Source organism: Streptomyces sp. NPDC005181 (assembly GCF_040608395.1).
In the GTDB taxonomy this organism is placed as follows: domain Bacteria; phylum Actinomycetota; class Actinomycetes; order Streptomycetales; family Streptomycetaceae; genus Streptomyces.
In genome coordinates this window covers 1-21,151 of sequence record NZ_JBEXID010000085.1, presented here as the reverse complement: position 1 = coordinate 21,151, position 21,151 = coordinate 1, and the positions used below count along the sequence as shown (strand labels likewise).

At 69.4% G+C, this 21,151-nt stretch carries 24 protein-coding genes and 1 pseudogene; 15 read left to right on the top strand and 10 right to left on the bottom strand.

The genetic code is table 11. The features are described 5' to 3' along the window. Positions 1-41: 41 nt before the first annotated feature. A complete protein-coding gene (locus ABZV38_RS32885; protein WP_356332102.1) occupies positions 42-353 on the bottom strand; it encodes an aldo/keto reductase in 312 nt (103 codons plus the stop codon). Positions 354-845: 492 nt separating this feature from the next. Continuing rightward, positions 846-1,541, bottom strand: coding sequence for a TetR/AcrR family transcriptional regulator (locus ABZV38_RS32880; RefSeq protein ID WP_356332101.1), 696 nt, complete (start codon positions 1,539-1,541; stop codon positions 846-848). A gap of 100 nt (positions 1,542-1,641) precedes the next feature. On the opposite strand from ABZV38_RS32880, the gene ABZV38_RS32875 reads away from it, so the two are divergent. The 4 genes from ABZV38_RS32875 to ABZV38_RS32860 all read left to right on the top strand — a co-directional run bounded on the left by ABZV38_RS32875 (position 1,642) and on the right by ABZV38_RS32860 (position 4,867). Then, positions 1,642-2,580 (top strand): NADP-dependent oxidoreductase, encoded by a 939-nt coding sequence (locus ABZV38_RS32875; protein ID WP_356332100.1) that lies wholly within the window; start codon positions 1,642-1,644, stop codon positions 2,578-2,580. A 92-nt stretch (positions 2,581-2,672) separates the two neighbouring features. Then, entirely contained in the window at positions 2,673-3,044 is a 372-nt protein-coding gene (locus ABZV38_RS32870) for a DoxX family protein (protein WP_356332099.1), read from the top strand. An 85-nt stretch (positions 3,045-3,129) separates the two neighbouring features. Beyond that, positions 3,130-3,768: an NAD(P)H-binding protein gene (locus tag ABZV38_RS32865; RefSeq protein ID WP_356332098.1), complete on the top strand. Its 639-nt coding sequence runs from the start codon at positions 3,130-3,132 to the stop codon at positions 3,766-3,768. A gap of 61 nt (positions 3,769-3,829) precedes the next feature. Beyond that, on the top strand, positions 3,830-4,867 hold the full coding sequence (locus tag ABZV38_RS32860) for an LLM class flavin-dependent oxidoreductase (protein ID WP_356332097.1): 1,038 nt from the start codon (positions 3,830-3,832) through the stop codon (positions 4,865-4,867). A gap of 315 nt (positions 4,868-5,182) precedes the next feature. Here the strand turns inward: ABZV38_RS32860 and ABZV38_RS32855 are convergent. After that, positions 5,183-5,254 (bottom strand): annotated as a pseudogene (locus ABZV38_RS32855) (VOC family protein); the annotation flags it as partial. A gap of 263 nt (positions 5,255-5,517) precedes the next feature. On the opposite strand from ABZV38_RS32855, the gene ABZV38_RS32850 reads away from it, so the two are divergent. The 3 genes from ABZV38_RS32850 (at position 5,518) to ABZV38_RS32840 (ending at position 7,994) form a co-directional block, all read left to right on the top strand. Next, a complete protein-coding gene (locus tag ABZV38_RS32850) occupies positions 5,518-5,805 on the top strand; it encodes a DUF5958 family protein (RefSeq protein WP_356332096.1) in 288 nt (95 codons plus the stop codon). Positions 5,806-6,122: 317 nt separating this feature from the next. After that, positions 6,123-6,404 carry a hypothetical protein gene (locus tag ABZV38_RS32845; RefSeq protein WP_356332095.1) on the top strand — a complete coding sequence of 94 codons (282 nt, stop codon included), beginning with the start codon at positions 6,123-6,125 and terminating at the stop codon, positions 6,402-6,404. Positions 6,405-6,995: 591 nt separating this feature from the next. Continuing rightward, positions 6,996-7,994 carry a pyridoxal-phosphate dependent enzyme gene (locus tag ABZV38_RS32840; protein ID WP_356332094.1) on the top strand — a complete coding sequence of 333 codons (999 nt, stop codon included), beginning with the start codon at positions 6,996-6,998 and terminating at the stop codon, positions 7,992-7,994. A gap of 259 nt (positions 7,995-8,253) precedes the next feature. On the opposite strand, the gene ABZV38_RS32835 is transcribed toward ABZV38_RS32840, so the two are convergent. Beyond that, positions 8,254-9,213: an SDR family NAD(P)-dependent oxidoreductase gene (locus tag ABZV38_RS32835; protein WP_356332093.1), complete on the bottom strand. Its 960-nt coding sequence runs from the start codon at positions 9,211-9,213 to the stop codon at positions 8,254-8,256. 354 nt (positions 9,214-9,567) lie between these two features. Between ABZV38_RS32835 and ABZV38_RS32830 the strand changes: the two genes are divergently transcribed. From ABZV38_RS32830 to ABZV38_RS32820, 3 genes are all read left to right on the top strand, one after another. Next, positions 9,568-9,906, top strand: a complete 339-nt coding sequence (locus ABZV38_RS32830; RefSeq protein WP_356332092.1) for a helix-turn-helix transcriptional regulator — start codon at positions 9,568-9,570, stop codon at positions 9,904-9,906. Continuing rightward, positions 9,906-10,439 (top strand): hypothetical protein, encoded by a 534-nt coding sequence (locus tag ABZV38_RS32825; RefSeq protein WP_356332091.1) that lies wholly within the window; start codon positions 9,906-9,908, stop codon positions 10,437-10,439. Before ABZV38_RS32830 ends, ABZV38_RS32825 begins: the two co-directional genes overlap by 1 nt. 391 nt (positions 10,440-10,830) lie before the next feature. Next, the gene (locus ABZV38_RS32820; RefSeq protein ID WP_356332090.1) at positions 10,831-11,064 is read left to right on the top strand and encodes a hypothetical protein; all 234 of its coding nucleotides are present in this window, start codon (positions 10,831-10,833) and stop codon (positions 11,062-11,064) included. 172 nt (positions 11,065-11,236) lie between these two features. Here the strand turns inward: ABZV38_RS32820 and ABZV38_RS32815 are convergent, their stop codons facing one another. After that, complete coding sequence (locus tag ABZV38_RS32815; RefSeq protein ID WP_356332089.1) at positions 11,237-11,632, bottom strand: VOC family protein; 396 nt, start codon at positions 11,630-11,632, stop codon at positions 11,237-11,239. A gap of 236 nt (positions 11,633-11,868) precedes the next feature. Here ABZV38_RS32815 and ABZV38_RS32810 point away from each other — a divergent pair, with 236 nt between their 5' ends. Then, complete coding sequence (locus tag ABZV38_RS32810) at positions 11,869-12,651, top strand: 2-phosphosulfolactate phosphatase (RefSeq protein ID WP_356332088.1); 783 nt, start codon at positions 11,869-11,871, stop codon at positions 12,649-12,651. Positions 12,652-13,046: 395 nt separating this feature from the next. Here ABZV38_RS32810 and ABZV38_RS32805 read toward each other — a convergent pair whose 3' ends face one another. The 5 genes from ABZV38_RS32805 to ABZV38_RS32785 form a co-directional block, all read right to left on the bottom strand. Further along, positions 13,047-13,229: a DUF6480 family protein gene (locus ABZV38_RS32805; protein ID WP_356332087.1), complete on the bottom strand. Its 183-nt coding sequence runs from the start codon at positions 13,227-13,229 to the stop codon at positions 13,047-13,049. Between the two features lie 383 nt (positions 13,230-13,612). Next, entirely contained in the window at positions 13,613-13,795 is a 183-nt protein-coding gene (locus ABZV38_RS32800) for a hypothetical protein (RefSeq protein ID WP_356332086.1), read from the bottom strand. After that, a complete protein-coding gene (locus ABZV38_RS32795) occupies positions 13,792-13,968 on the bottom strand; it encodes a hypothetical protein (protein WP_356332085.1) in 177 nt (58 codons plus the stop codon). The genes ABZV38_RS32800 and ABZV38_RS32795 overlap by 4 nt, the downstream gene beginning before the upstream one ends. 136 nt (positions 13,969-14,104) lie before the next feature. Then, positions 14,105-15,010: an NAD(P)H-binding protein gene (locus ABZV38_RS32790; RefSeq protein WP_356332084.1), complete on the bottom strand. Its 906-nt coding sequence runs from the start codon at positions 15,008-15,010 to the stop codon at positions 14,105-14,107. 289 nt (positions 15,011-15,299) lie between these two features. Next, a complete protein-coding gene (locus tag ABZV38_RS32785; protein WP_356332083.1) occupies positions 15,300-16,316 on the bottom strand; it encodes a hypothetical protein in 1,017 nt (338 codons plus the stop codon). Positions 16,317-16,571: 255 nt separating this feature from the next. On the opposite strand from ABZV38_RS32785, the gene ABZV38_RS32780 reads away from it, so the two are divergent. The 4 genes from ABZV38_RS32780 to ABZV38_RS32765 form a co-directional block, all read left to right on the top strand. Beyond that, positions 16,572-17,024 carry a MarR family winged helix-turn-helix transcriptional regulator gene (locus ABZV38_RS32780; protein WP_356332082.1) on the top strand — a complete coding sequence of 151 codons (453 nt, stop codon included), beginning with the start codon at positions 16,572-16,574 and terminating at the stop codon, positions 17,022-17,024. Positions 17,025-17,646: 622 nt separating this feature from the next. Then, positions 17,647-18,120: a carboxymuconolactone decarboxylase family protein gene (locus tag ABZV38_RS32775; RefSeq protein ID WP_356332081.1), complete on the top strand. Its 474-nt coding sequence runs from the start codon at positions 17,647-17,649 to the stop codon at positions 18,118-18,120. A 1,089-nt stretch (positions 18,121-19,209) separates the two neighbouring features. Then, positions 19,210-19,683: a VOC family protein gene (locus tag ABZV38_RS32770; protein WP_356332080.1), complete on the top strand. Its 474-nt coding sequence runs from the start codon at positions 19,210-19,212 to the stop codon at positions 19,681-19,683. A 456-nt stretch (positions 19,684-20,139) separates the two neighbouring features. Then, positions 20,140-21,151: NAD(P)/FAD-dependent oxidoreductase (locus tag ABZV38_RS32765; protein ID WP_356332079.1), on the top strand; the 1,012-nt coding region annotated here is incomplete at its 3' end.

Here is a 21,151-nt window from a genome sequence, read left to right as displayed (position 1 = left end):
CCGTCGGGACAGGCCCGACAGGCACGACGTGGTTTCTGCTCTCAGTCCTCGATGGTGAAGGGGAACAGCTTGGTGTCAACGGCCTCGGGGTCGGGGCCGCCGCGGACGGCGGTGTCCAGAGCGTCGATGGCGCCGACTTCCTGGGGCGTGAGGGATAAGTCGAAGACGTCGACGTTCTCCTTGATCCGCTTCTCGTGGACGGACTTCGGGATGGGCGAGAGGCCGTGCTCGATGTACCGGCGCAGGATGACCTGGTCAGGCGTCTTGCCGTACTTGTCCGCCAGTTCGGTGACGGCAGGGTCCTGGAGCGGGTTCTGCACGTTGTACGGGTCGGACGGCTGGCAGACCTTCACTCCGCCGATCGGCGACCAGGACTGGGTGATGGTTCCGTGGGCGGCGTCGGCGTCGGCGTCGCGGATGTCCTGGGGTTGCGCCAGTTTGAGCTGCCTGCGGGAATGACGACCCGGTCACCGGGGTGGATGTCCTTCACTGGTTCGTCGAACTTCGATGATCCCTACGCCTTTGTGGCCGACGAATTTTTCCAGGGCTGCGGGCAGCGCGGCCGTCTCGATCAGATGGACGTCGGTGGTGCAGGCTGCGACCGCGGCCGGGTGGATTATCGCCTCCATCGGGCCTGGCGGCGAGGCAGGGATGTCGGCCCACGCTGCGTCGCCCTTCTCCCTGAGTACGTAACCTTTCCTGGTCTGTCCTTGAGCCTCGTCCCCCTCCCACGGGTCTTCCGCGAGTGAGTTGCGACTGCGGCCGTCGGCCGTGGAGGGAAAGTGGCTGTGCTGCGGGCGTGACCAGCCCGCCGCCCGACCCATGGCGCTGTCCGCTCGCGTGATTCAGGAGGTGCCGGCCCCGGGACGGCCGAGGCGGATCATCGCGCGGTACAGGGCTGTGGGCGCGGGGGCGTCCGGCAGAGGCGGGGCGTCGGTACCGGGGGTGGCGAAGGCGCGGAGCAGGTGGCCGACCAGGCGGCGCCAGCTGTCGGGAGCCGCGTTGCCGGTGGCGGCGATGACGCCGGCGTTGGCCATGAGCGCGATGACGACGTCTTGGTGGGTGAAGTCGGCGCGCAGGTGACCGGCAGCCTGGGCGCGGGTGATGAGGTCGTCGACACCGTGGTAGGAGGCGGCGCGGCGCTCTTCGAGGGCCTTGGCGGCGGGGAAGGTCATGGTGAGGACATCGGCGAAGCCGCGGTCGGCGGCCTGCATGGCGCACACGGCTTCGATGTAGCGGGCGAAACCGTGCCAGGGGTCGGGGTCGGCGAGGGCCTGGGTGACGGCGGCGGTGTAGGCGTCCATGCGGTCGGCGAAGACCGCGGTGATGAGGTCTTCGCGGGTGGCGAAGCGGCGGGACAGGGTCGCCTTGCCGACGTCGGCCTCGCGGGCGACGGCGGCCATGGAGACACCGAGGCCCTCGGCGGCGTAGAGGCGGCGGGCGGCGGCCAGGATGCGGTCGCGGTTGCGTTCGGCGTCGGCGCGCAGTCCCGGTTCGGGCTGTGGGCCTGGGGTTTCGGCGGGGACGGCGGGCGGTGTCATGGCTCCACTGTACCGAAGTGGAACACCCTTCCCGATTGTGTTGTTACGCTGGCATCATGGAAACGGGAAGGCTGTTCCGCTTTTGCTGGAGATGATCATCGTGCGTGCTGCAACCCTGGACTCCGTCCCCGCCACCCCTGCCGTGACCGACATCGACACTCCGAGCCCGCAGGCCGGTGAGCTGCTGGTGAAGGTGGCCGCCTCCTCGGTGAACGGCTTCGACGCCGCCACGGCGGCCAGCTACCTGCAGGGCATGATGGAGCACCGCTTCTCCCTGGTGGTCGGCAAGGACTTCGCCGGCACCGTCGAGGCCCTCGGCGAGGGCGTGGACGGCTTCGCGGTCGGCGACGCGGTCTTCGGCGTGGTGATGAAGCCGTTCCTGGGCACCGGCTCGCTGGCCCAGTACGTCACCGTCACCGCCGCCTACGGCGTCGCCCCGATCCCCGCGGGCCTGAGCATCCAGGACGCCGGCGCGGTCGGCCTGGCCGGCACCGCCGCGCTGGACAGCGTGAACGCCGTTGCCCCGGCCAAGGGCGAGACCGTGCTCATCTGCGGCGCCACCGGCGGCGTCGGCGCGCTCGCCGTGCAGATCGCCGCCGCCCGCGGCGCCCGCGTGATAGCCACCGCCCGCCCCGGCGCCGAGGCCGACTTCGTCACCGCCCTCACCGACGCCGACGTGCACCTGGTCGACTTCACCGGCGACCTGGACGCCCAGGTCCGCGCCCTTGCCCCGAGCGGGGTCGACGCCGTCCTGCACCTGGCCGGCGACGGCGCCCAGCTCGCGGGCCTGCTGCGTCCGGGCGGACGGATCGCCTCCACCCTGGGCTTCGGTCCCGACGCAGTCCAGGGCCAGGACGTCACCGCCCACGCGGTGATGGCCGACGCCAACGCGCAGACCCTCACCACGCTCGCCGCCGACGCCGCCTCGGGCGCGCTGCGCGTCCCGGTCACCGCCGCCTACCCGCTGGAGCAGGCGCCCGAGGCGTTCGCCGCCTTCGGCTCCGGCGCGCTCGGCAAGCTCGCCGTCACCTGCGCCTGACCCCTGTCCCACTGCGGCCGTCGCTCCGTCAGCGGGCCGCATTCTCCTCACCGCGGACGACCCGCCCCGAATCTTGAAGGACCCCTAACCCCGTGAACGTCTTCCTGTGGATCGTGCAGGGCCTGCTCGCCGCTATGTTCGCCATGGCCGGTGTCATGAAGGCCACCCAGCCCAAGGACAAGCTCGTCGCCAAGCTGCCCTGGGTCGCGGACTTCTCGCCCGCCACCGTCCGCTTCATCGGCATCGTGGAGTTCGCCGCGGCGCTGGGGCTGATCCTGCCCGGCGCCACCGGCATCGCCCCCGTCCTGACCCCGCTGGCTGCCACCGGTCTCGCCGTCACCATGGTCCTGGCCGCGATCACCCACGCCCGCCGCAAGGAACCCTCCGCGATCGCCTTCAACGCCGTCCTGCTGATCCTGGCCGTCGTGGTCGCCTGGGGCCGCTTCGGCCCGTACTCGCTCTGACCCCCGCCGCCACCGCCCGGGGCCGGACCGCACTCTGCGGGCCCGGCCCCGGGCCGCCCGCCCCGATCAGCAAGGAGCCACCCTGATGCTCGTCACCGTCTTCGGCGCGACCGGCGGCATCGGCCGCCTCACCGTCCAGCAGCTGCTGGACGCCGGCCACCACGTCACCGCCCTCGTCCGCACGCCCGCCAAGCTCACCCCCACCCACCCGCACCTGACCGTCACCACCGGGCAGCTGTCCGACCCGGCGGCCGTACGGGCGGCCGTGGCAGGCGCCGACGCGGTGATCAGCGCCCTCGGCCCGTCCCTCAGCCGCTCCGCCACCGGCACCCCGCTGACCGAAGGCACCGCGAACATTGTGGCGGCCATGAACCAGGAGAACGTGACCCGCTTCATCGGCCTGGCCACCCCCTCGCTGGCCGCCCCGAAGGACAAGCCGCACTGGAAGCACAAGGTCCTGCCTGTCATGGCCAAGCTCATGTTCCCGAACGCCCTCGCCGAGCTCACCGGCATGACCGCGGCCGTCACCGGATCCGGCCTCGCCTACACCATCGCCCGAATCACCAACCCCACCAACAAGCCCGCCACCGGCCGCACCCGCTCCGGGTTCCTCGGCCACGACCAGGTCGGCTCCGCCATGACCCGCGCGGACATCGCCGCCTTCCTCGTCTCCCAGCTCACCGACACCCGCTACCGGCGCGCCATGCCCGCCGTCAGCAACTGACCCACCGAAGAGCCGGGGTCGGCGTACCGCCCAGCCCCCGTACCGACGCGAGGAGCCCGCCGTGGAACTCGGCATCCTGTCCCTGTCCGACCTGCAGACCGACCCCGCCACCGGCAAACTCCGCGACGCCGGAGCCCGCACCCGCGAAATCGTCTTCTACGCCGTCGCCGCCGACCAGGCCGGCCTCGACGTCTTCGCCCTCGGCGAGCACCACAGCCCCGACTTCGCCGTCGCCAACCCCGCCATCCCACTCGCCGCCATCGCCCAGGCCACCGAGAACATCCGCCTCACCAGCGCCGTCTCCGTCCTGTCCACCCTCGACCCGGTCCGCCTCCACCAGGACTTCTCCTCCCTCGACCTCCTCAGCAACAGCCGCGCCGAGATCATCGCCGGCCGCAGCGCCTTCCTCGAAGCCTTCACCCTCTTCGGCATCGACCCCGCCGACTACGACGACGTCTTCACCCAGAAACTCGACCTGCTGCTGGCCATCCGCGCCAGCGAGCACGTCACCTGGTCCGGCCGCCACCGCCCCGCCCTCGATCATCTCCCCATCCCGCCCCGCCCCCAGCAGGACAAGCTGCCCCTGTGGCTCGGCGTCGGCGGCACCCCCGCCAGCGCGGAGCGCGCCGGACGCCTCGGCCTGCCCATGGTCCTCGGCCTCATCGGCGGCGACCTGCGCAGCGTCCGCCCCCTCGTCGAGCACTACCGCGCCGTCGGCCAGGCCGCCGGCCACGTCCCCGACACCCTGCGCCTCGGCCTGACCAGCCACTTCTACGTCGGCAAGACCTCCCAGGACGCCCGCCGCGACCTGTACCCGCACTACCGCGAATACCTGCGGCCCAAGACACCTGGCGGGCGCGGCTGGCTGGTCGCCCCCGACCACTTCCAGGCCGTCTCCAGCCCCTTCGGCGCCCTCATGACCGGCAGTCCCCAGGAAGTCATCGACAAGATACTCACCGAACGCGAAATCCTCGGGACCGACCGCTTCATGGGCCAGATCGACTTCGGCGGCATGCCCGCGCACATGGTCAACGACTCCATCGAACTGCTCGCCACCGAAGTCGCCCCCACCATCCGCAAGGAAACAGGGCGCCACTGAACGCCGTGTGAATCCGGCAGCAGTGCTCCCCGATCTCGTGAACACCAGCTCGGTCGGGGCGGGGCTCCTCCTCTCGCCCGCACTATCCCAGGCCGATGTGCCTCATGAGACACATCTCAGCCTGGAGAACCGGGGCTGGTGTGGCCGAGTCGGGTGAGGTCGGCGGAGCGGGTGCCGGTGGGCTGAAGGTCGGCGTACGGGTGGAGCTTTGCCCCGGCGGTCCCGTTCGCGAGCGCCCGGGTGCGCACATCGGCCCTCCCGGGCGCGGGTGTCCGGATGATTCCTTGTTTGAGTGCACGGTCCCTTCGGCAGCCTTCAGCTGAGCTGCTCGGCCAGTCCGACGATGATGCCCTCGGGGCCGCGGACGTAGCAGAGTCGATAGCTGTCCGGAGTCGCCAGGCCGTTCTCGACATCCTCTGCCACATCATCTTCAGGAGGCCGAGCTCGCCTCCGCCGACTGGCAGGAAACAGACAGCTCAGGCACGCGAAGCCGAGACGTGGTCGCCGGAGACGGGACCCACTGGGGACCTGTCTGGAGCATGATGCGAACCCTCAGCGAACTCCACGGAGCGGGGAACGTCCGACTTGTCGCCTGGTTCCACTGACCCCGGAATCCGCGGCAAAAGTCCCTCTCACGGGAGATCAGTGTCATGACTGAGCGCGACGTCATACTCAACGAACTCGCCCAAGAACTGCGCCCGACACACACGCCCGCAGTGCTGATCACGCGCGGCCGGATCGACCAGCAACTGGGCAAAATCGCCTGCCTCACCCCTCCCGACGAGCGCCGCAAGGAGTTCCGGCTGCTGATTGCGATACTTGCGATCGCCGACGAACGCCGTCGCGAGCGCTTCTGCTCCGACGGCTGCAGTACCCGCTGGAACTGGGCGGCATCGAGGACCAGCGGATCCTGTGGGAGCGCGCCGCCCGGAACCTGATCCTGCAGGTCGTCGACCGTACCGGCTGCGGCAACGACTGGTACGGGCATTGCTGGCAGGTTCTCACCCAGCAAGTGCAGTCCGGAGACCGGACGGGAAACGCCGAACACTGGCCGACGCCGCCTGTGGTGTCGACCGAGCCGCGGACCAGCTGTGACATCCGGCCCGGGCCGGGGTCTCACTCCACTGGTCTCCGGCCGCGATTACTTCGGCACGTCATCACCGCCCCCGGTCGTGGCTTGTGGGCGCCCAGGTTCTTCCTGGCTGTCGCGCCCTGCGCGCGGGCGCGCCCCGTTGTGCCGTTCTAGGGTTCGGGCGTGGCAGACACCCTGGAAGAGCTGATCGGGATGCAGCGCGCGACGGACGAGGCGCACGTTCGGGTCGTGGAACTGCGAGAGAGATTCGGGCCGCCGGCCATTGAGCCGTGGACCGAGGCACAGACGACGACCTACGAGACGGCATGGCGCGCTTGGCGTGATCTCGAACGCGATCTGCAGGACGCGATCACGCGGTACGCGAAGAATGAGGGTCTTGACCGCAACGAAGTCGAGCAGGCCGTGCAGGACAGCGCGGGGACCTCACGCGGTGCCAAGGGCTGACCGCCGCAGCGGGCCGGCTGTGGAGCTTGCGACGGTGTCGAACCGCGACCCGTGGCAGGGACATTCCCTCGTCGCCTCCGCCGAGTTGAAGGCGACGAGGCATCCCAGGCGGATGCGGCGTGCCGACACCGCGTGAACGGCGCCGTCCTATCGGATCCTTTTGTCCCGGCTCCATTCGCTCCCCGCCTCCATTCGCTCCGGAAGTTCTGGGCTCGACCGATTCTGGCGGCCTTCTGTCGTCGTGAAGCAGTTCGTCGAACCCGTCCCGGTAGGGGACCATCGCGCCCCGTAGTTCTTCGGTGGTCGCCTGACGGCGACTGCTGCCGGCACTGACTTGTTCCTGGGAGTGACGGGTACACCCCACCTTGCGGGAGGCGCGATTAGTGTGGGGGGCACGGACGGGACGAATGCACTCGGCGAGTCCCTGCGGGCCCGGAGGGAGCAGGTCCGGCCGGGCCACCTCGCCTGGCACGCAGCCGGAGGCGTTGGTCGGCACGGCGAGGATCCTGCGGACGGCGCCGTCCGGGACGCGAGTCGGCCGTCGGGCATGGGCCTCGTCGCCCGTCGTGTGGGACCCGAGCAAGGAGCTTTATGAGCGCGGACACTGCGCAGGCCATGCAGCGGCGTGTGGGGCTGGGTACCTGGCCGACCCCCCTGGAACCGGCGCCCCGCCTTGCGGCCGCCATCGGGCTGGAACCTGCAGATCTGTGGGTGAAGCGGGATGACCTGACCGGTCTCGGGGGCGGCGGGAACAAGATCCGGAAACTGGAATGGACTGTCGGTGCCGCAATGGCCGAAGGTGCCGACACCCTGGTGACCACCGGCGCGCCGCAGAGCAACCATGCCCGGCTGACTGCTGCGGCCGCCGCCCGGCTGGGCCTCGCGGCGGTTCTCGTCTTCCCCGGGGCGCCAGGCGGCCGAGGGTCCGGGAATTTGGCACTGGACGGCCTGTTCGGCGCACGCGTGGCGTGGGCGGGTGACGTCGACGCCAACGGACTGGCCACGGCGGCATCGGAGGTAGCGGCGCGGCTCGAAGCGCAGGGGCGACGCCCGGCACTCATCCCGTTCGGCGGGTCGAGCAGCCTTGGCGCGCGGGGCTACGCCGGGTGCGGGCGGGAGGTGCTGTCCCAGGCACCGGACGTGCGCACCGTTGTGGTTGCGGTGGGGTCCGGCGGCACCATGGCGGGGCTGGTTGCCGCACTGGGTCCGGAGCGTGTGCTCGGCGTCGACACGGGCGCACTGTCCGAGCCGGCCCCCGCCGTGGCCGCCATGGCCACCGAAACGGGGGGCACCGCCGTGACACCGGCCGAACTCACCCTTGACGACCAGGTGGGCGAGGGATATGGCACATTCACCCCTGCCGCCGCGCACGCCCTGTCGCTTGCCGCTCGGACTGAGGGACTGGTCCTGGACCCCGTGTACACGGCCCGGGCTTTGGCGGGGCTGGTCGCCGCCGTCCGCGACGGGACGATCGTCCCCGGCCGGAAGACGGTGTTCCTCCACACCGGCGGACTTCCGGGCCTGTTCGGTCACCCAACGGCGATCACCCACGCCGAGCAGGGGCTGGGAGAGTTCCCGCCCGCTGTCTGACATGGCAGTGCCGAGGGCGACGATGCCGCCGGACTGCGAAACGACCGCGTCGACGTGGCCGTACTCCTGCGCCACGTCGACGACGAGGGCACCGACCGTGTCCTCGTCGGTGCCCTCCAGGAAGCGACGCCCCGATGCCGCGACACGCGACCTCCTGCCCCGGCGTCTGCCGTTTCGAGACACGCCGCATGCGCCGTCACGGGGCGTCACGCCGAACCCGGTGTCGGGTTGGCGGCGTCCGGTCGTCTGCTCCAGCGCCTTATCGGGCGAGCATCCGACGGGACACGTCCCACAGGCGCTCGGCGGCCTCGGGGTCCAGTGCGTGGGGCGCCACGCCGGATGTCTCCACGCCGGCGCCGGCGGTTGCGGGGTCATGCGGAAGAGCTTCGTTGCAGTTCTCGAAGTAGCGTCCGCCAACCCCCTCCACCAGCGGTGACGCGGCCAGCAGCACCGACGTGGCGGCCCCCTGCTCAGGGGTGCGCCAGGGGTACGTGTCGAAGATCTTCTGGGTCGACGGGTCCATGTCCGGGCTTTCCTGGTGGCGCTGGAGTCCCGAACGGATGCCGCCGGGCATGAGCGCGTTCGCGGTGATGCCGTCCTCGGCCCAGCGTCGGGACGCCTCCACGGCAAACAGCACATCGGCGGTCTTGGACTGGCCATAGCCGAGCCACGGGTCGTAGGCGCGGCGCTCGAAGTGGATGTCGTCGAAGACGATCGGGGAGACCAGATGCCCGCTGGAGCTGACGGCGACGATTCGCGCGCCCTCGGCCGCCAGGGCGTCGTGCAGGCCGAGGGCGAGGTCGAAGTGGCCGAGATGGTTGGTGGCGAACTGGTACTCCCAGCCCTGGGGCGTGCGGCGCAGATCGGGCAGGGCCATGACGCCGGCGTTGTTCACGAGGATGTGCAGCGGGCCGGACCAGGCATCGGCGAACGCGGCCACCGAGGACCGGTCGGTCAGTTCCAGGGCGGCGACGCCGACCTTGCTGTTTCCGGTGGTGGCCGTGATGCCGGAGGCTACTTTCCGACCGGCGTCGGTGTTGCGCACGGCGAGGGTCACCTCGGCACCTGCCCCGGCCCGGGAGCGGGCGGTTTCGATGCCAATGCCGGAGGCGGCGCCGGTGACGACGGCACGCCGGCCGGTCAGGTCGACCCCGGACAGGACCTCGTCAGCCGTGGTCTCGCGGTTGAAGGGAGTGGTCAGACGGGCGGTGTTGGTCATGATGTTCCTGAGTCTCTTGTGAATGGTTCAGTGGACGGGCGGGCGGTAGTCGCTGTCCAGGCGTGGCGTCGCCGCGTTCATCCACTCGTTCTCGACGAGGTGGGCCACGAGGGCTGTGAAGTCTTCGGGGGCGGTCGCGGGCTGCGGGCAAGGTCATTCCGATCAGGCCGGCCTCGGTGGCGGCGTATGCGGTGGGAGGGGAGAGGGCTCGCGGGGGCTCTTCTGGCTGGAGAGCTGCCGCATCGACACCTCGCCAAGAACTCTCCGGCCTCCTCGGGGCGCCAGCCAGGGTCCTGCCTACAGGGGTGGTGACAGGGCCAGGATGAAAGTGCGCACAACACGTACCGTCGTTGTGTGAACCAGACCAACGAGTTGGGTGCCTTCCTTCGGGCCCGCCGCGATCTCACCAGACCCGAGGTCGTCGGCCTTGCGGTCCGTGGCCGCCGTCGCGTCCCGGGGCTGCGCCGCGAGGAGGTGGCCCAACTGGCCGGCATCTCCTCCGAGTACTACCTCCGCCTGGAGCAGGGCCGGGATCAGCACCCTTCCGCACAGGTCCTCGACGCCCTGGCAGGGGTCCTGGGCCTTGAGGCCGAAGCGGCCGCCTATTTGCACCGGCTCGCCGCGGCACCCGTGCGGCGCCGTACCGCCCGGCGTCGCCCCGAGCGAGTGCTGACGGCATTCGGCAGTTCGTGATGTCCCGCACCGACATTCCGGCCATGGTGCTGGGACGCTACCAGGATGTCCTCGTGGCCAACGCGCTCGCCGTCGCCCTGTCCCCGGCGAATGCGCCGGGTAAGAACGCTCTTCGTGCCGCCTTCCTCGACCCTGCGGTCCGGGCACTGTACGAGGAGAACTGGGACCACATCGTGGCCGGTCTGGTCGCAGGTGTCCGGGCCCTGGCCGGCCCCGAGAGCCGCGATCAACACCTGGCCGAACTGGTGGGTGAACTGTCCGTGCGCAGCGAGGAGTTCCGGCAACTGTGGGCACGGCACGAGGTAGCTCCCCGTACCAGCGGCTCAGCTCTCGTGGCGCACCCCCAGGTCGGCCCGATGGAACTCAGCTACGAAAAGCTGGCCGTCACCGGGACGGACGGCCAGGTGCTGGTTTTCTTGCATGCAGCACCACACAGTGAAGCCGCACAATCGCTGGCCCTGCTCGCGCACATTGCTCATGCCGACGCGGCCTTCGACCCTTCGGCGCCTGTGGGCAGCTCACAGCACAGCTGACCTGCTGCCGAGACGCGGCTGGGCGATGTGCAGTCCGGGTGTGGGGCGTCCTACGAGTCGCCAGCCGCCCGTACAGGTGCCGTCCTCGCTTCACACACGGGCACCTGCTCGTGGATGAACAGCTACGGCAAGCTACGACGCTGCACTGAGAAGAACAGCACCGTCGTGGAATGCGCAAGGGAGTACCCGCCCCGATCCAGGCCGGCAAGCGCCGGGTTTGTGGGGGCGCGCAAGTGGTGGCTGCGACCCCAGGCCGGTGATGAGGCCGAGGCGCCGAGCTGGATGGTCGTCAATGACGCCGTCTTTGGTCACTTCGCGGTCGGACGACGTGCGGCACACCCACTGGTGTGCTCGACATGTGCGCGTTGCGCCTCTGCCTCACGCTGTAAGCATGACCAACGACGCTCAAGAGGCTTTCCATCCCACCCCTGTCGTCGTCCTCGGCGTCGTGCCGGGCGACCCGCCGTACCGCATGGTTGAGATCGACGGGGTGCTGGCCGGGCCTGCCTACGACATGGTGGATGTGATCAGACTGGCGCATCAGGCGGGGGTGACGGATATCGACTTCGACGATCCCGCCCTCGTGAGATGGGTCGGCGGAGGCAAGTACAAGTGGTTCCCCTGAACGGGCGGTTGCCACCGGCCTTCGGTGAGACTTCTCCGTCCACGGCGAGCCAATCGTCGACGACGCGGAACGGCGCGTGTCGTGTACACGCTGGACATCAGCGCCACCTGGTACAAGAGCCGGACCACGGCGCACGCGGAGATCAACGACCTCTGCACCCGCATCGCTGAGGTCACGTCCCCGGGGCGCCGCTCCCGTACGGCCGCGTCAGAATCTCCATCCGGTGGCCGTTCGGGTCGTCGAAGTAGGTGCCGCGGCCGCTGTCGTTGTGGTTGATCTCGCCGGGAAGGCGGTGGTACGGGTCCGCCCAGTACGTAAGGCCTGCTGCCTTGATGCGGGCGAATATCGCGTCGAAGTCGGCCTCGGAGACCAGGAACGCGTAGTGCTGGGGCGAGATGTCGGGGGCGTCGGTCTCCAGATAGTCGAGAGTGACGCCATTGTGCGTCTCGACCGGGAGGAACGGGCCGTACGGCGGCCCGGCCTCCAGCCCCAGTAGATCGGCGATGAACTGGGCCGACGCCTTCTTGTCGTGCGCCGCGACGATCGTATGGTTCAGCTCGACGGACATGGTGCGGGCCTCCTCGGACGGGGCGGTGTCGCCCTGTCTTCAACGTTAGGTCCGTGGTCGCCCGCCTTACCACGGTCCCGGGAACCGGCCGCCGTCCTTACAAGGGCCTAGTCCCCGGGTCGCAGCCGGCTTCCGGGCGGCCAGGCGACTGGTTTCCGGGCGGTCGGGCGACTACCGGAGCGCCGCCCTGCAGACTCGTGACGCCTGCTCAGCCCGTGGAGTGGCCCCGCATACCGATGGCAGACTCGATCGCCATGAGCGATTGGTTCTTGCAGCAAGGAAATGGGGTCCGCTTCGAGTGGGGTCCCACCGGTGCACAACGTCTCGCCCCAGCCGTCGCCTGTCTTGTGGTGGTCGATGTCCTGTCGTTCACGACATCGGTGACGATCGCCGTCGAGGCAGGAACCCGGGTTTTCCCCTATGCCTGGCGTGATGAGACTGCGTCTGCCTTCGCCGAGCAGATGGCCGCCGAACTCGCCGTCGGGCGCCGAGCCTCCACGACGACCTCACCATGGTCGCTGTCACCAGCGGCCTTGCGCCGAGCTCCGTTCACCCCCCGGCTGGTGCTGCCGTCTCCCAACGGCTCCGCTATCGCTGCTGCAGCAGACGGATCACTAGTGGTCGCCGGATGCCTGCGCAACGCGACGGCCGTGGGCCGATGGCTGGCCCGTCACGGCTATGGAACTCTCGCGCGGCCGGTCGCCGTGATCGCCGCAGGAGAGCGTTGGCCGGACGACAGCCTGCGACCCGCGTTGGAAGACTTGCTCGGGGCTGGGGCGATCATCGCCGAACTGCACGCCCAAGGAGTCGGTCCGCTGTCTCCCGAGGCCGCTGCCGCACGGACTTCTTTCGCCGGGAATCCCGACGTCGTGCACGCCGTTGCCACCTGTTCGTCAGGTTCGGAGCTGGCTCAGGGAGGGTTCGCCGACGACGTCGCGATCGCGATCGAACTGGACGACAGCGAGACCGTTCCTGTCCTCACCAACGGGGCCTTCACCGGGGCGCCGTCTGACGTCTGACGACAAGAGGCGGCCGCCGAAGTTGTAATGCTTCGGCGGCCGCTTGCTCGAGATCGCCGGAACACGTGCGCTTTGCCGAGCGATGCATTGGAGTCGATGGCGACGCAGTTTCTTCCGCTCTGCGGCAGTCGCGTACCTCGACACATGGCAGCCCCGCGAGGTCGTGGTGTATGCGCTCGATCGTCTCAAGGTCGCCGCGATCGGGGTGTGCCCCGTTTGGCGAGGCGCCGAGTCGTCGCCAAGGCCCAGCGGGTGCTGCCGCGCCTGATCGATGAGGCCATCCGCTCACGGGTTCCTGGCGGATCGACGATCAATGCTGCGACAGCTGCCCTCCTGTCTGATGTTCATCGCTGTCTCCTCCGGCCTGGTCACCGGTCGGCGCCGGATGCGGCTGGTCATCCGTATCCGAAGATCCGCGCGATGAAGAATGCGGCAAAGAAGACCGATCCCAGCAGGACCAGTCCTGCCCAAAAGGCGGGGTGTTCCCAGATGCCTCCGTCCGCGCGTTCCTGGTGGGCTTCACTGATGGAGCCCTCGGCAGGTGGTGTCTCCCCTGGGGGATTCAGTGATATAGCCATATATCCACTCTCTCTCGTCCGCACCCCATTCGCATCACGCCCGGGGCGGTGATCCTCGTTCCGTGAGGGGTCGGGGAACGGTAGGCGTAACTCGGGCCGGCCGGTCCGGCAGCCCCGGACGGCAGGAGCCGATGCGGCCGGTGGGCGTGCTGCGGGTGCTGTTGAAGCACGCTGGTCCACCGGCTGGGCCAGGTGTGCTCTCGGTGGCCAGGTGGGCCCACTCGTGGTCGTGCCTGCTGAGGCGGTGGACGAGGCCGTGTATCACTGGCGGTGCTCTGCACGCCCATGGCGGGGGCGAGGGAGCGCAGCCTCTGGTGTTCGATGTGGCGGCGTGGGGCCGGCCCGGCGCCGGCGTAGCCCTGGGTGACGGCGCCGCGGTCGGTCTACGGCAGGCTCTCGATGAATGGCTTCAGCACCTCGTCGGCGGCGGCCGGCGCTGCCCGGGTGTCGGCGTCGGTCGGCATGCCCATCCGCTCCAGGATCGGGACGAGGATTTCGGTGGGGGAGTTGCCCGCGCCCGCACCGAGCGCGCGCAGCGTGTCCATTGTTGGGCTGATGTGGCTCACAGGCAGTACCGAACGAGCCACTCGTCGGCGTTGTATGTCTTCGTCGCCGGGCCCGGCACCGTGGCCGCCCGTTCTTCGATCATTTCCTCGGGGAGGATTCGCTTCGGCAGCTCGCCGAACCGGGCGCGGCGCACGGTTTCGGCAGGGTCGGGGCTCTCCAGTGCAGGTTGCATTGCATCGTCTCCTCAGCAGTTTGATGACGGCTCCCGGTCGGTTGCGGGCCGACACGGCCGGCGCGGGCCGGGGTCTGCCGCGGAAGCCGCCAAGGGGGTGGTGCTTGTGCGGCGGGTCTGGCCCCGGCCGGAGCGGTCAGCCCAGGTAGAAGTCCCTGCGGGCGGCCACGAACGCCTCGATCGTCCGTGCAGGTGTGCCCGTCACGCGTTCGACGTCGTCAGATGTGCGGTCGTAGCGGTTTTCTTGGTGCAGTCGGGCCATGGTGGCGATGTGCTGTTCGATGTGCGGCGGCAGGCCTGCCTTCGCGAGCACCTCGGCTCGCCACTGATCGAGCGGCACGTCGACATAGGACACCGGACGCCCCAGCGCCCGTGAGAACTTCTCGGCCATCTCCGTCATGTCGACCGCGCGTGGTCCGGTCAGCTCGTAGACGTGCCCGACATGCGGGGCCGGGTCGCGCAGCACGGTGGCGACCACCCGGGCGACGTCGTCCACGGCGACCGGCGATGTGCGCCCGGCACCGAAGGGCAGCGCGATCGTGCCGTTGTCCCGGATCGATTGCGCCGCCAGCGAGGTGAACAGCGGATTGTCCAGGAACGACGTCGGCCGGATATGTACCACCGGCAGGCCCGCCCAGTTCAGTATCTGCTCCGCCAGCCAGTGAAGCCGCTGCTGGTAGGACTCTGCGGTGCTGGTGGCGGTCATCTGCGACACCGTCATCTGGGACATGCCGACCAGGGCATCGAGCTTCCCGTGCTCGCGCGCCACGGTGGCCACGACCGTCGCGGCCAGCAGATGGTCGGGCGAGACGGGCATCGCGAAGTACATCCGCCCGACACCCTCCAGCGCGGCTGCGACGCTCTCGGGCCGGGTCAGGTCGCCGACGACGACTTCCGCGCCGAGCGCACGCAATTCGGCCGCGCGATCGTCGTCGCGGCGGACCATTGCGCGCACGGGAACGTCCTGCGAGCGCAGTTGGTCGAGTGCGGTACGGCCTACGCCACCGGCGTTGGCGATGAGAACAAGGTTGCTGGCAACCATCGGTTGATCTCCTTCTGAGTCGTTGAGTCGTGGTGTGATCACACGTGTGTGTGGTGTGAGGTGTGTGAAAGTGGCGAGGCCATGAGACACCGGGGGGCGGTGCCGGATGCGTAGACCGCAAACAACCGGCCCGTGTTGTGTTGTCCAGCGGTCCCCTGGCGTCGTAGAAGTACCGTCGCGTCGCTGCACCGCGGCGTCAGCTCCGCGTCCCTGGGATCGTGAGGCCGGTACCGGTCCCGTGCCGTTCAGACGTGGCGGTGGCGAAACGACCGGGTCCGGGGGTTATGGGTCAGGCGGTGGCTGCGGCGCCGGGCCTGATCAGGCGGGGGCGCAGGCCGAGCAGGACCGCAGCGATGGCGGCCCACAGGGCGAGCGTGATCACGGGGCCTGCTACGTGCGCGCCGTTGAAGTAGCTCAGGTCGGTGATGGTGCGGACGGCCGCGCCAGGTGGCAGTAGTGCGGAGATGGTTCGGGCCGCGGCGGGCAGCAGATCAGCGCCGATGGCAGCACCGCTGGTGGCGTTGCCGACGGTGAGGAGCACAAGTGTGGCGACCGGGACTCCGACGGGGCCGAGGTAGGTGCCGAGGAGTTTGGTGGTGAAAGCGGCCGCAGCTGCAAGGAGGGTGAGAGTGAGGACCAGCGGGACGAGCGGGGCCGGGACCGCACCCATCACGGGGCCGGCGATGATCGCTGCGACGGTGCCGATGGCCACGGAGGCGCCGGCCAGCAGCCAGAACCGGTGACGCAGGTGCAAGACACTGGCCAGGCCGAGAGCGTTCGAGCCGAGGACGAAGCCCGCGAGTGTCACGCCGAAGGCCATGTAGAAGCCGGCCAGTCCCCGAGTGTCGAAGTGGGTCAGGGGGACGATGTCCTCGGTGGTGACGTGTTTGCCTGCACCGTGGGCGTAGGCGCCGACGAGGTGGTTCACGGCCGAGGTGGTGGACGTGCCCACTGCTCCTGCGATCTCCAGGCGCAGCTGGTCCGGACCGTCCGTGCTGAGCGCGGCGACGACATCGTGGCGCTCCAAGGCGTGGCGCGCTGCTTCGGCGTCAGCGGCTGGGTGGACCTCGACGTTGTCCCCGAGGGCCTGGTGTATCTGGCCCGGCAGGTCAGGTCCGGTGACGGCGATGGGGACCTGATGGGGCTGGGGGTCGCGCTGCAGGCCGACATAGCAGGTGATGAAGGCCGCCACGACGACCAAGGCGATCAGAGTCGGCTGGAGCCAGGCCCTCACCGGCGGGCGGCGGGCGGCGAGGTGGGGCTTCGGGGAGAGCTCGGCCGCTGCGGAGAGTGTCGGCTCACGCACGGGAGCGGATCCAATGGGGGCTTCCATGACAAGGCTTTCTGATGGAGGGGTGCGAGGCTCGCGGGAGGGATGATCAGGCGGGGGCATGCACGCCGCAAACAATTAGGAGTATATGCTCCTAATTACGGGATGACAAGGGTGGACGGTTCGGGGTGGGCCCGCCGACCCGCTGTCGACCGTTGGTGCCAGGGTGACCCCTGTCGCAATTGCGAGCACCTGCTCGTACCATGGGTGGGCGAAGCTCTGGAGGAGACAATGACCACTGCGCCGACGAATCCCGGCGACTCGTGCAACAACCTGGCCCTGCGCAAGGCGGCCCGGTACCTCGGTGCGACCTACGACAAGGCCCTGGCCGCGGTCGGTCTTCGTGCGACGCAGCTCAGCATCCTGCAGAAGCTGAGTGTGCACGGAGAAATGACGATCACCGGCCTTGCCGACGTCATCGCCATGGACCGTACGACGATGGCCTCAAACCTCAAGCCACTTGCGCGCGAGGGTCTGGTAACCGTCGAGCCGTCGGCAGCCGACCGCCGCGCACGAATCGCAGCCATCACGCCGGACGGCCTCTCCCGACTGAAGGCGGCGCTACCACTGTGGTATGCCGTGCAGGCCCAGTTCGAGGAGAACTTCGGCGCCGACGAGGCAGCCCAACTGCGCGCACACCTCGAAGCCGTCCTTCACACCGGATTCGAGCCCTGGGCCGAGTAAGGCACGACGCTTCTGGCGCTACTGAGGGCTGACCCCGGTCGCCCGGACGTCACCGGAGCGCCCGTGTAACACGCCGGGCGTGACGGCCCCCTGCCCTCTTGACGCGGCCGCTGCCCTGGAGCGGGCGCATGGGCGGGGGAGTCGTCGAGGGTGTGTGAGAGTGGGCGCCGACGGCAGGGACTCGCGCCGTGCAGCCTGAACAGGCAAAACACCACACCGAGAGCCGGACATCTCCAGGCAGCCCGAGCCGGCACCGGCCGACAGCACGTCGTGGCCTCAGGTCTGAGGCATGTCCAGCGAGACCGTCTTGCCCCAGCCGTTTGGTGTGCCGTCGCCCCGGCCGCCGGCCGACGTCGCAGGAGATGCGCCCTCGGGCGGGTATCGAATGTGCTGGTCACAGCCACTCGTTGACTCAGGTCACTAGCTCCGCGCGGGGTGGGACCGTGGCGTCGAGGCCGAGCCGGGCGCGCCGCGATGGGCTCCTGCTCACGCCCAACCGGCGGGACCACCCTGCGGGCCGGGAGAGACGCAGGTCACATCCATCCGGCTCAGCGGTGTGTCACATCTCCGTGGGGTCGTTCCGTCAATGCTGTGTAACCGTCAACGCAGCAAGGAGATCACCATGGACGCCCGCCTCAACTTCTACGGCAACTCCGTCGCGCCCAAGTTCGCGAAGTACATCAACTCGGCAGGCAAGGTCATCACGGAGTCGACTCTGCCGGCCGCGACGCAGGAACTGGTGAAGATCCGGGCCAGCCAGATCAACGGCTGCGGCTTCTGCACCGACATGCACACCAAGGACGCCGCGCACGCCGGGGAAACCTCGGTACGTCTCAACCTGATCGCAGCCTGGCGTGAGGCCACGGTGTTCACCGAGGCCGAGCGGGCGGCCTTGGAACTGGCGGAACAGGGCACACGCATCGCCGACGCGGCCGGTGGCGTCACGGACGAGGGCTGGGCGAACGCGGCCAACCACTACGACGAGGACCAGTTGGCCGCATTGGTGTCCCTCATCGCCCTGATCAACGCCTACAACCGCATGAACGTCATCATCCAGCAGCCGGCCGGTGACTACCAGCCGGGCCAGTTCGACTGATCGTGAGCACAAGGCCCAGGGGCCGGCTGCCTGCCGCACAGGCTCGACTGTGAGCTCGCGCCCCAGAGCCTCGGTGAAGTCGCGGGCCCGGACGGGCGCGCCGTCGGCCGCGGACACCACCTCCCTGACCTGCTCGATGAGACTGCCCCTGTCCTTGGCCGGCACAGCAGGCGTTGCCTTCTGGGCGGCCTGTGCTTTCTCGGACTTGACAGGGATGGTCTTCTTGGACGGGCGTCCCTGCTTCTGCTTTGCGAGAGCCTTGGGAGCTGCTTTGCTGCCCTTGGCAGCAGGGGTCCTTCGGGCCTTACGAGGGGCGGGAACGGCTGGATGCTGACACGCCCACCGGGCGTTTCCGCTGAACGGTCGACGACATCGATCTGGTGCGCCACCCTGCGAGCCGGGCTGGAAACCGGCCAGGACGTCGGCATCACCGAACCCGTACGCATCGATGACCGAGACCTCCCAACCGCCTTCTCTCCTGCGCCGGCTTGTGCACTGTCACCCGCTTCTGCCACTCCGCCTACCAAACCCTCGCCCGTCACCGTGTTCCGCAGCTCCGCACCCTTGAAGCCCCCACCGTGAACTTCCAACTCGCCATAGAAGTGGCGCCGTTCACTCGCAATCCGTGGGCCCGCCCTCGGAATCCCGATACCGGAGCCGTCGGCTTCGACCACGACCGCTACCTCAAGACGCGGTCGCTGACCGAACCGAAGATCAACACCGGCTCTTTCCTCCTCGACGAGGCCCACACACCGATCCCGTTGGTGAGCAGAGGCGCCAGGGCCGTCGGGCTCCAGCCGCGGGATGAACCGCCTCGCAGCACCTTCCCTCAAGGCTTCCGGCCCACACCCCCTCCAGGCCCTGCACGGTGCCTGCCCGCGGCGTACCCCGGACCCGTGCGGCAAAAGAGCCCCACCCCGGCCGCGGTCACCGGGCCACCCACGGTGATTCCTTTGTCACACTTTCAACCTGCAAGCGTTACTTGTGCAAGAGGTAAGTGTGAAATAGGTTTGTGTCACGGCAAACGGGCGGCACATCCCGCCCCGCCGACAACAACCACCCGATGAACCAAGAAGCAAGGACATCCCCATGGATCTGAAACTCGAAATGATCGTGCTGCCCGTCTCCGACGTCGACCGGGCCAAGGCCTTCTACGAGGCGGTGGGATTCCGCCTGGACGTCGACTACACGGCCAGCGACGACTACCGGGCGGTCCACTTCACGCCGCCCGGTTCCGAGTGCTCGATCATCTTCGGCCAGGGGATGACCTCCGCCGCCCCCGGCTCGACCCAGGGCCTGTACCTCATCGTCACCGACATCGAAGAGGCCCACACAACACTCGCCGCCCGCGGCATCGAGGTGAGCGAGGTGTTCCACGACGCAGGCGGACTCCTCCACCACGGCCACGAAGCCGCAAAAGCCGTCCACCACGGCACAGGCCAGGAACGGCTGGCCGGCCCGCACCCCGACCGCGCCTCCTACGGCTCCTACCTCACCTTCAGCGACCCCGACGGCAACGGCTGGATACTCCAGGAAGTCAAGGAACGACTCGCCGGCCGCTGACACCACCCCACCCACCCAGAACCCAACACACCAAGACCAACCCGGGCGACGGCGGGTCCCGTCAACCCCCGGGTGCAACACCGGCGAAGCCGAGCGGCCGGATCCCGGGCACCGAGTGCACGGCGCCCATGACCAAGACGTGTGCCATGGCCCCGCCCCGGCCCACTGGGAGTGCAGGCGCGCTGTCCGCTCATCGGTCCGGCCGCCACGGAACCGCATCGACCGAGCGCCGCCGAGTGGATCTGCCCGGTGAAGGATCAGCACACCGCTGATCAGGGCCCGGGCGCCGGGAGGCGGCTGCCGTCAGGAGCCGTCCGCTCCCGCCCCGTGGCCACCCCACAACCGTGCGGTGCGGCAGCTCTCGGGCCGTCCGGTGGCGGGGAACAGTGCGCGGCCAGTGGTCGGGCCCCCGAAATGTCCGACTGAGTTACAGGAGCAGTGATGAACGGAGCAGCAATGAACGAGACAACCCGCACTTACGACGTGGTCGTTATCGGCGCGGGTCCGGCCGGCGAGAACGTGGCCGAACGCGCCCGCGCCGCCGGTCTCAGTACCGTGATCGTGGAGCGTGAACTGCTCGGCGGGGAGTGCTCGTTCTGGGCCTGCGACCCGAGCAAGGCGCTGCTGCGGCCGGTGGTGGCACGTGCCGACGCGCGTCGCGTACCCGGACTGCGCCAGGCGGTCGGGCCGCTGGACGTCGAGGCGGTCCTCGCGCACCGCGACAAGATGTCCTCGTACTGGAAGGACGAGGACCAGGTCGACTGGCTGGATTCGGTCTCCGTCGATCTCATACGCGGCCACGGCCGGCTTACCGGTCCCCGCCGGGTGGCGGTGCAGACTTCCGAGGGCGACACCGTCCGGCTGACCGCCCGGCACGCTGTGGCCATCTCCACCGGCACCAGCGCGGCCCTGCCCCCCATCCCCGGACTCGACACGGTACGCCCCTGGACCAGCCGTGAGGCCACCAGCGCCGACCGGGTACCCGGCCGTCTCGCCGTGGTCGGCGGGGGTGTGGTGGCCGTCGAGATGGCCACCGTCTGGCAGGCGCTCGGCTCCCAGGTGACGATGCTGGTCCTTGAGGACGGGCTGCTGCAGCGGATGGAGCCGTTCGCCGGCGAGCTGGTCACGGACGGACTGCGCGAAGCCGGCGTCGACATCCGGTTCGAAACCTCTGTGACGTCCCTGGCACGCGAGGACGGCGAGGTGCGGATCACGCTGGCAGACGGCGGGGAGCTGGCCGCGGACGAGATCCTGCTCGCCACGGGCCGGGCCCCGCGGACCGCGGACGTCGGCCTGGAGACGGTCGGTCTCACCCCCGGCGACTGGCTGACCGTCAACGACACCTTCCAAGTGACCGACGTCGCCGACGGCTGGCTCTACGCCGTCGGCGACGTCAACCGCCGGGCACTGATGACGCATCAGGGCAAGTACCAGGCCCGGATCGCCGGCGCCGTCATCGGCGCCCGCG

Coding starts and splice junctions, on each gene's coding strand:
- ABZV38_RS32880 (WP_356332101.1), bottom strand. CDS start 1,541: ATGACACCGCCCGCCGTCCCCGCCGAAACCCCAGGCCCACAGCCCGAA.
- ABZV38_RS32865 (WP_356332098.1), top strand. CDS start 3,130: ATGCTCGTCACCGTCTTCGGCGCGACCGGCGGCATCGGCCGCCTCACC.
- ABZV38_RS32850 (WP_356332096.1), top strand. CDS start 5,518: ATGACTGAGCGCGACGTCATACTCAACGAACTCGCCCAAGAACTGCGC.
- ABZV38_RS32840 (WP_356332094.1), top strand. CDS start 6,996: ATGAGCGCGGACACTGCGCAGGCCATGCAGCGGCGTGTGGGGCTGGGT.
- ABZV38_RS32835 (WP_356332093.1), bottom strand. CDS start 9,213: ATGACCAACACCGCCCGTCTGACCACTCCCTTCAACCGCGAGACCACG.
- ABZV38_RS32825 (WP_356332091.1), top strand. CDS start 9,906: ATGTCCCGCACCGACATTCCGGCCATGGTGCTGGGACGCTACCAGGAT.
- ABZV38_RS32820 (WP_356332090.1), top strand. CDS start 10,831: ATGACCAACGACGCTCAAGAGGCTTTCCATCCCACCCCTGTCGTCGTC.
- ABZV38_RS32815 (WP_356332089.1), bottom strand. CDS start 11,632: ATGTCCGTCGAGCTGAACCATACGATCGTCGCGGCGCACGACAAGAAG.
- ABZV38_RS32810 (WP_356332088.1), top strand. CDS start 11,869: ATGGCAGACTCGATCGCCATGAGCGATTGGTTCTTGCAGCAAGGAAAT.
- ABZV38_RS32805 (WP_356332087.1), bottom strand. CDS start 13,229: ATGGCTATATCACTGAATCCCCCAGGGGAGACACCACCTGCCGAGGGC.
- ABZV38_RS32795 (WP_356332085.1), bottom strand. CDS start 13,968: ATGCAACCTGCACTGGAGAGCCCCGACCCTGCCGAAACCGTGCGCCGC.
- ABZV38_RS32790 (WP_356332084.1), bottom strand. CDS start 15,010: ATGGTTGCCAGCAACCTTGTTCTCATCGCCAACGCCGGTGGCGTAGGC.
- ABZV38_RS32780 (WP_356332082.1), top strand. CDS start 16,572: ATGACCACTGCGCCGACGAATCCCGGCGACTCGTGCAACAACCTGGCC.
- ABZV38_RS32775 (WP_356332081.1), top strand. CDS start 17,647: ATGGACGCCCGCCTCAACTTCTACGGCAACTCCGTCGCGCCCAAGTTC.
- ABZV38_RS32770 (WP_356332080.1), top strand. CDS start 19,210: ATGGATCTGAAACTCGAAATGATCGTGCTGCCCGTCTCCGACGTCGAC.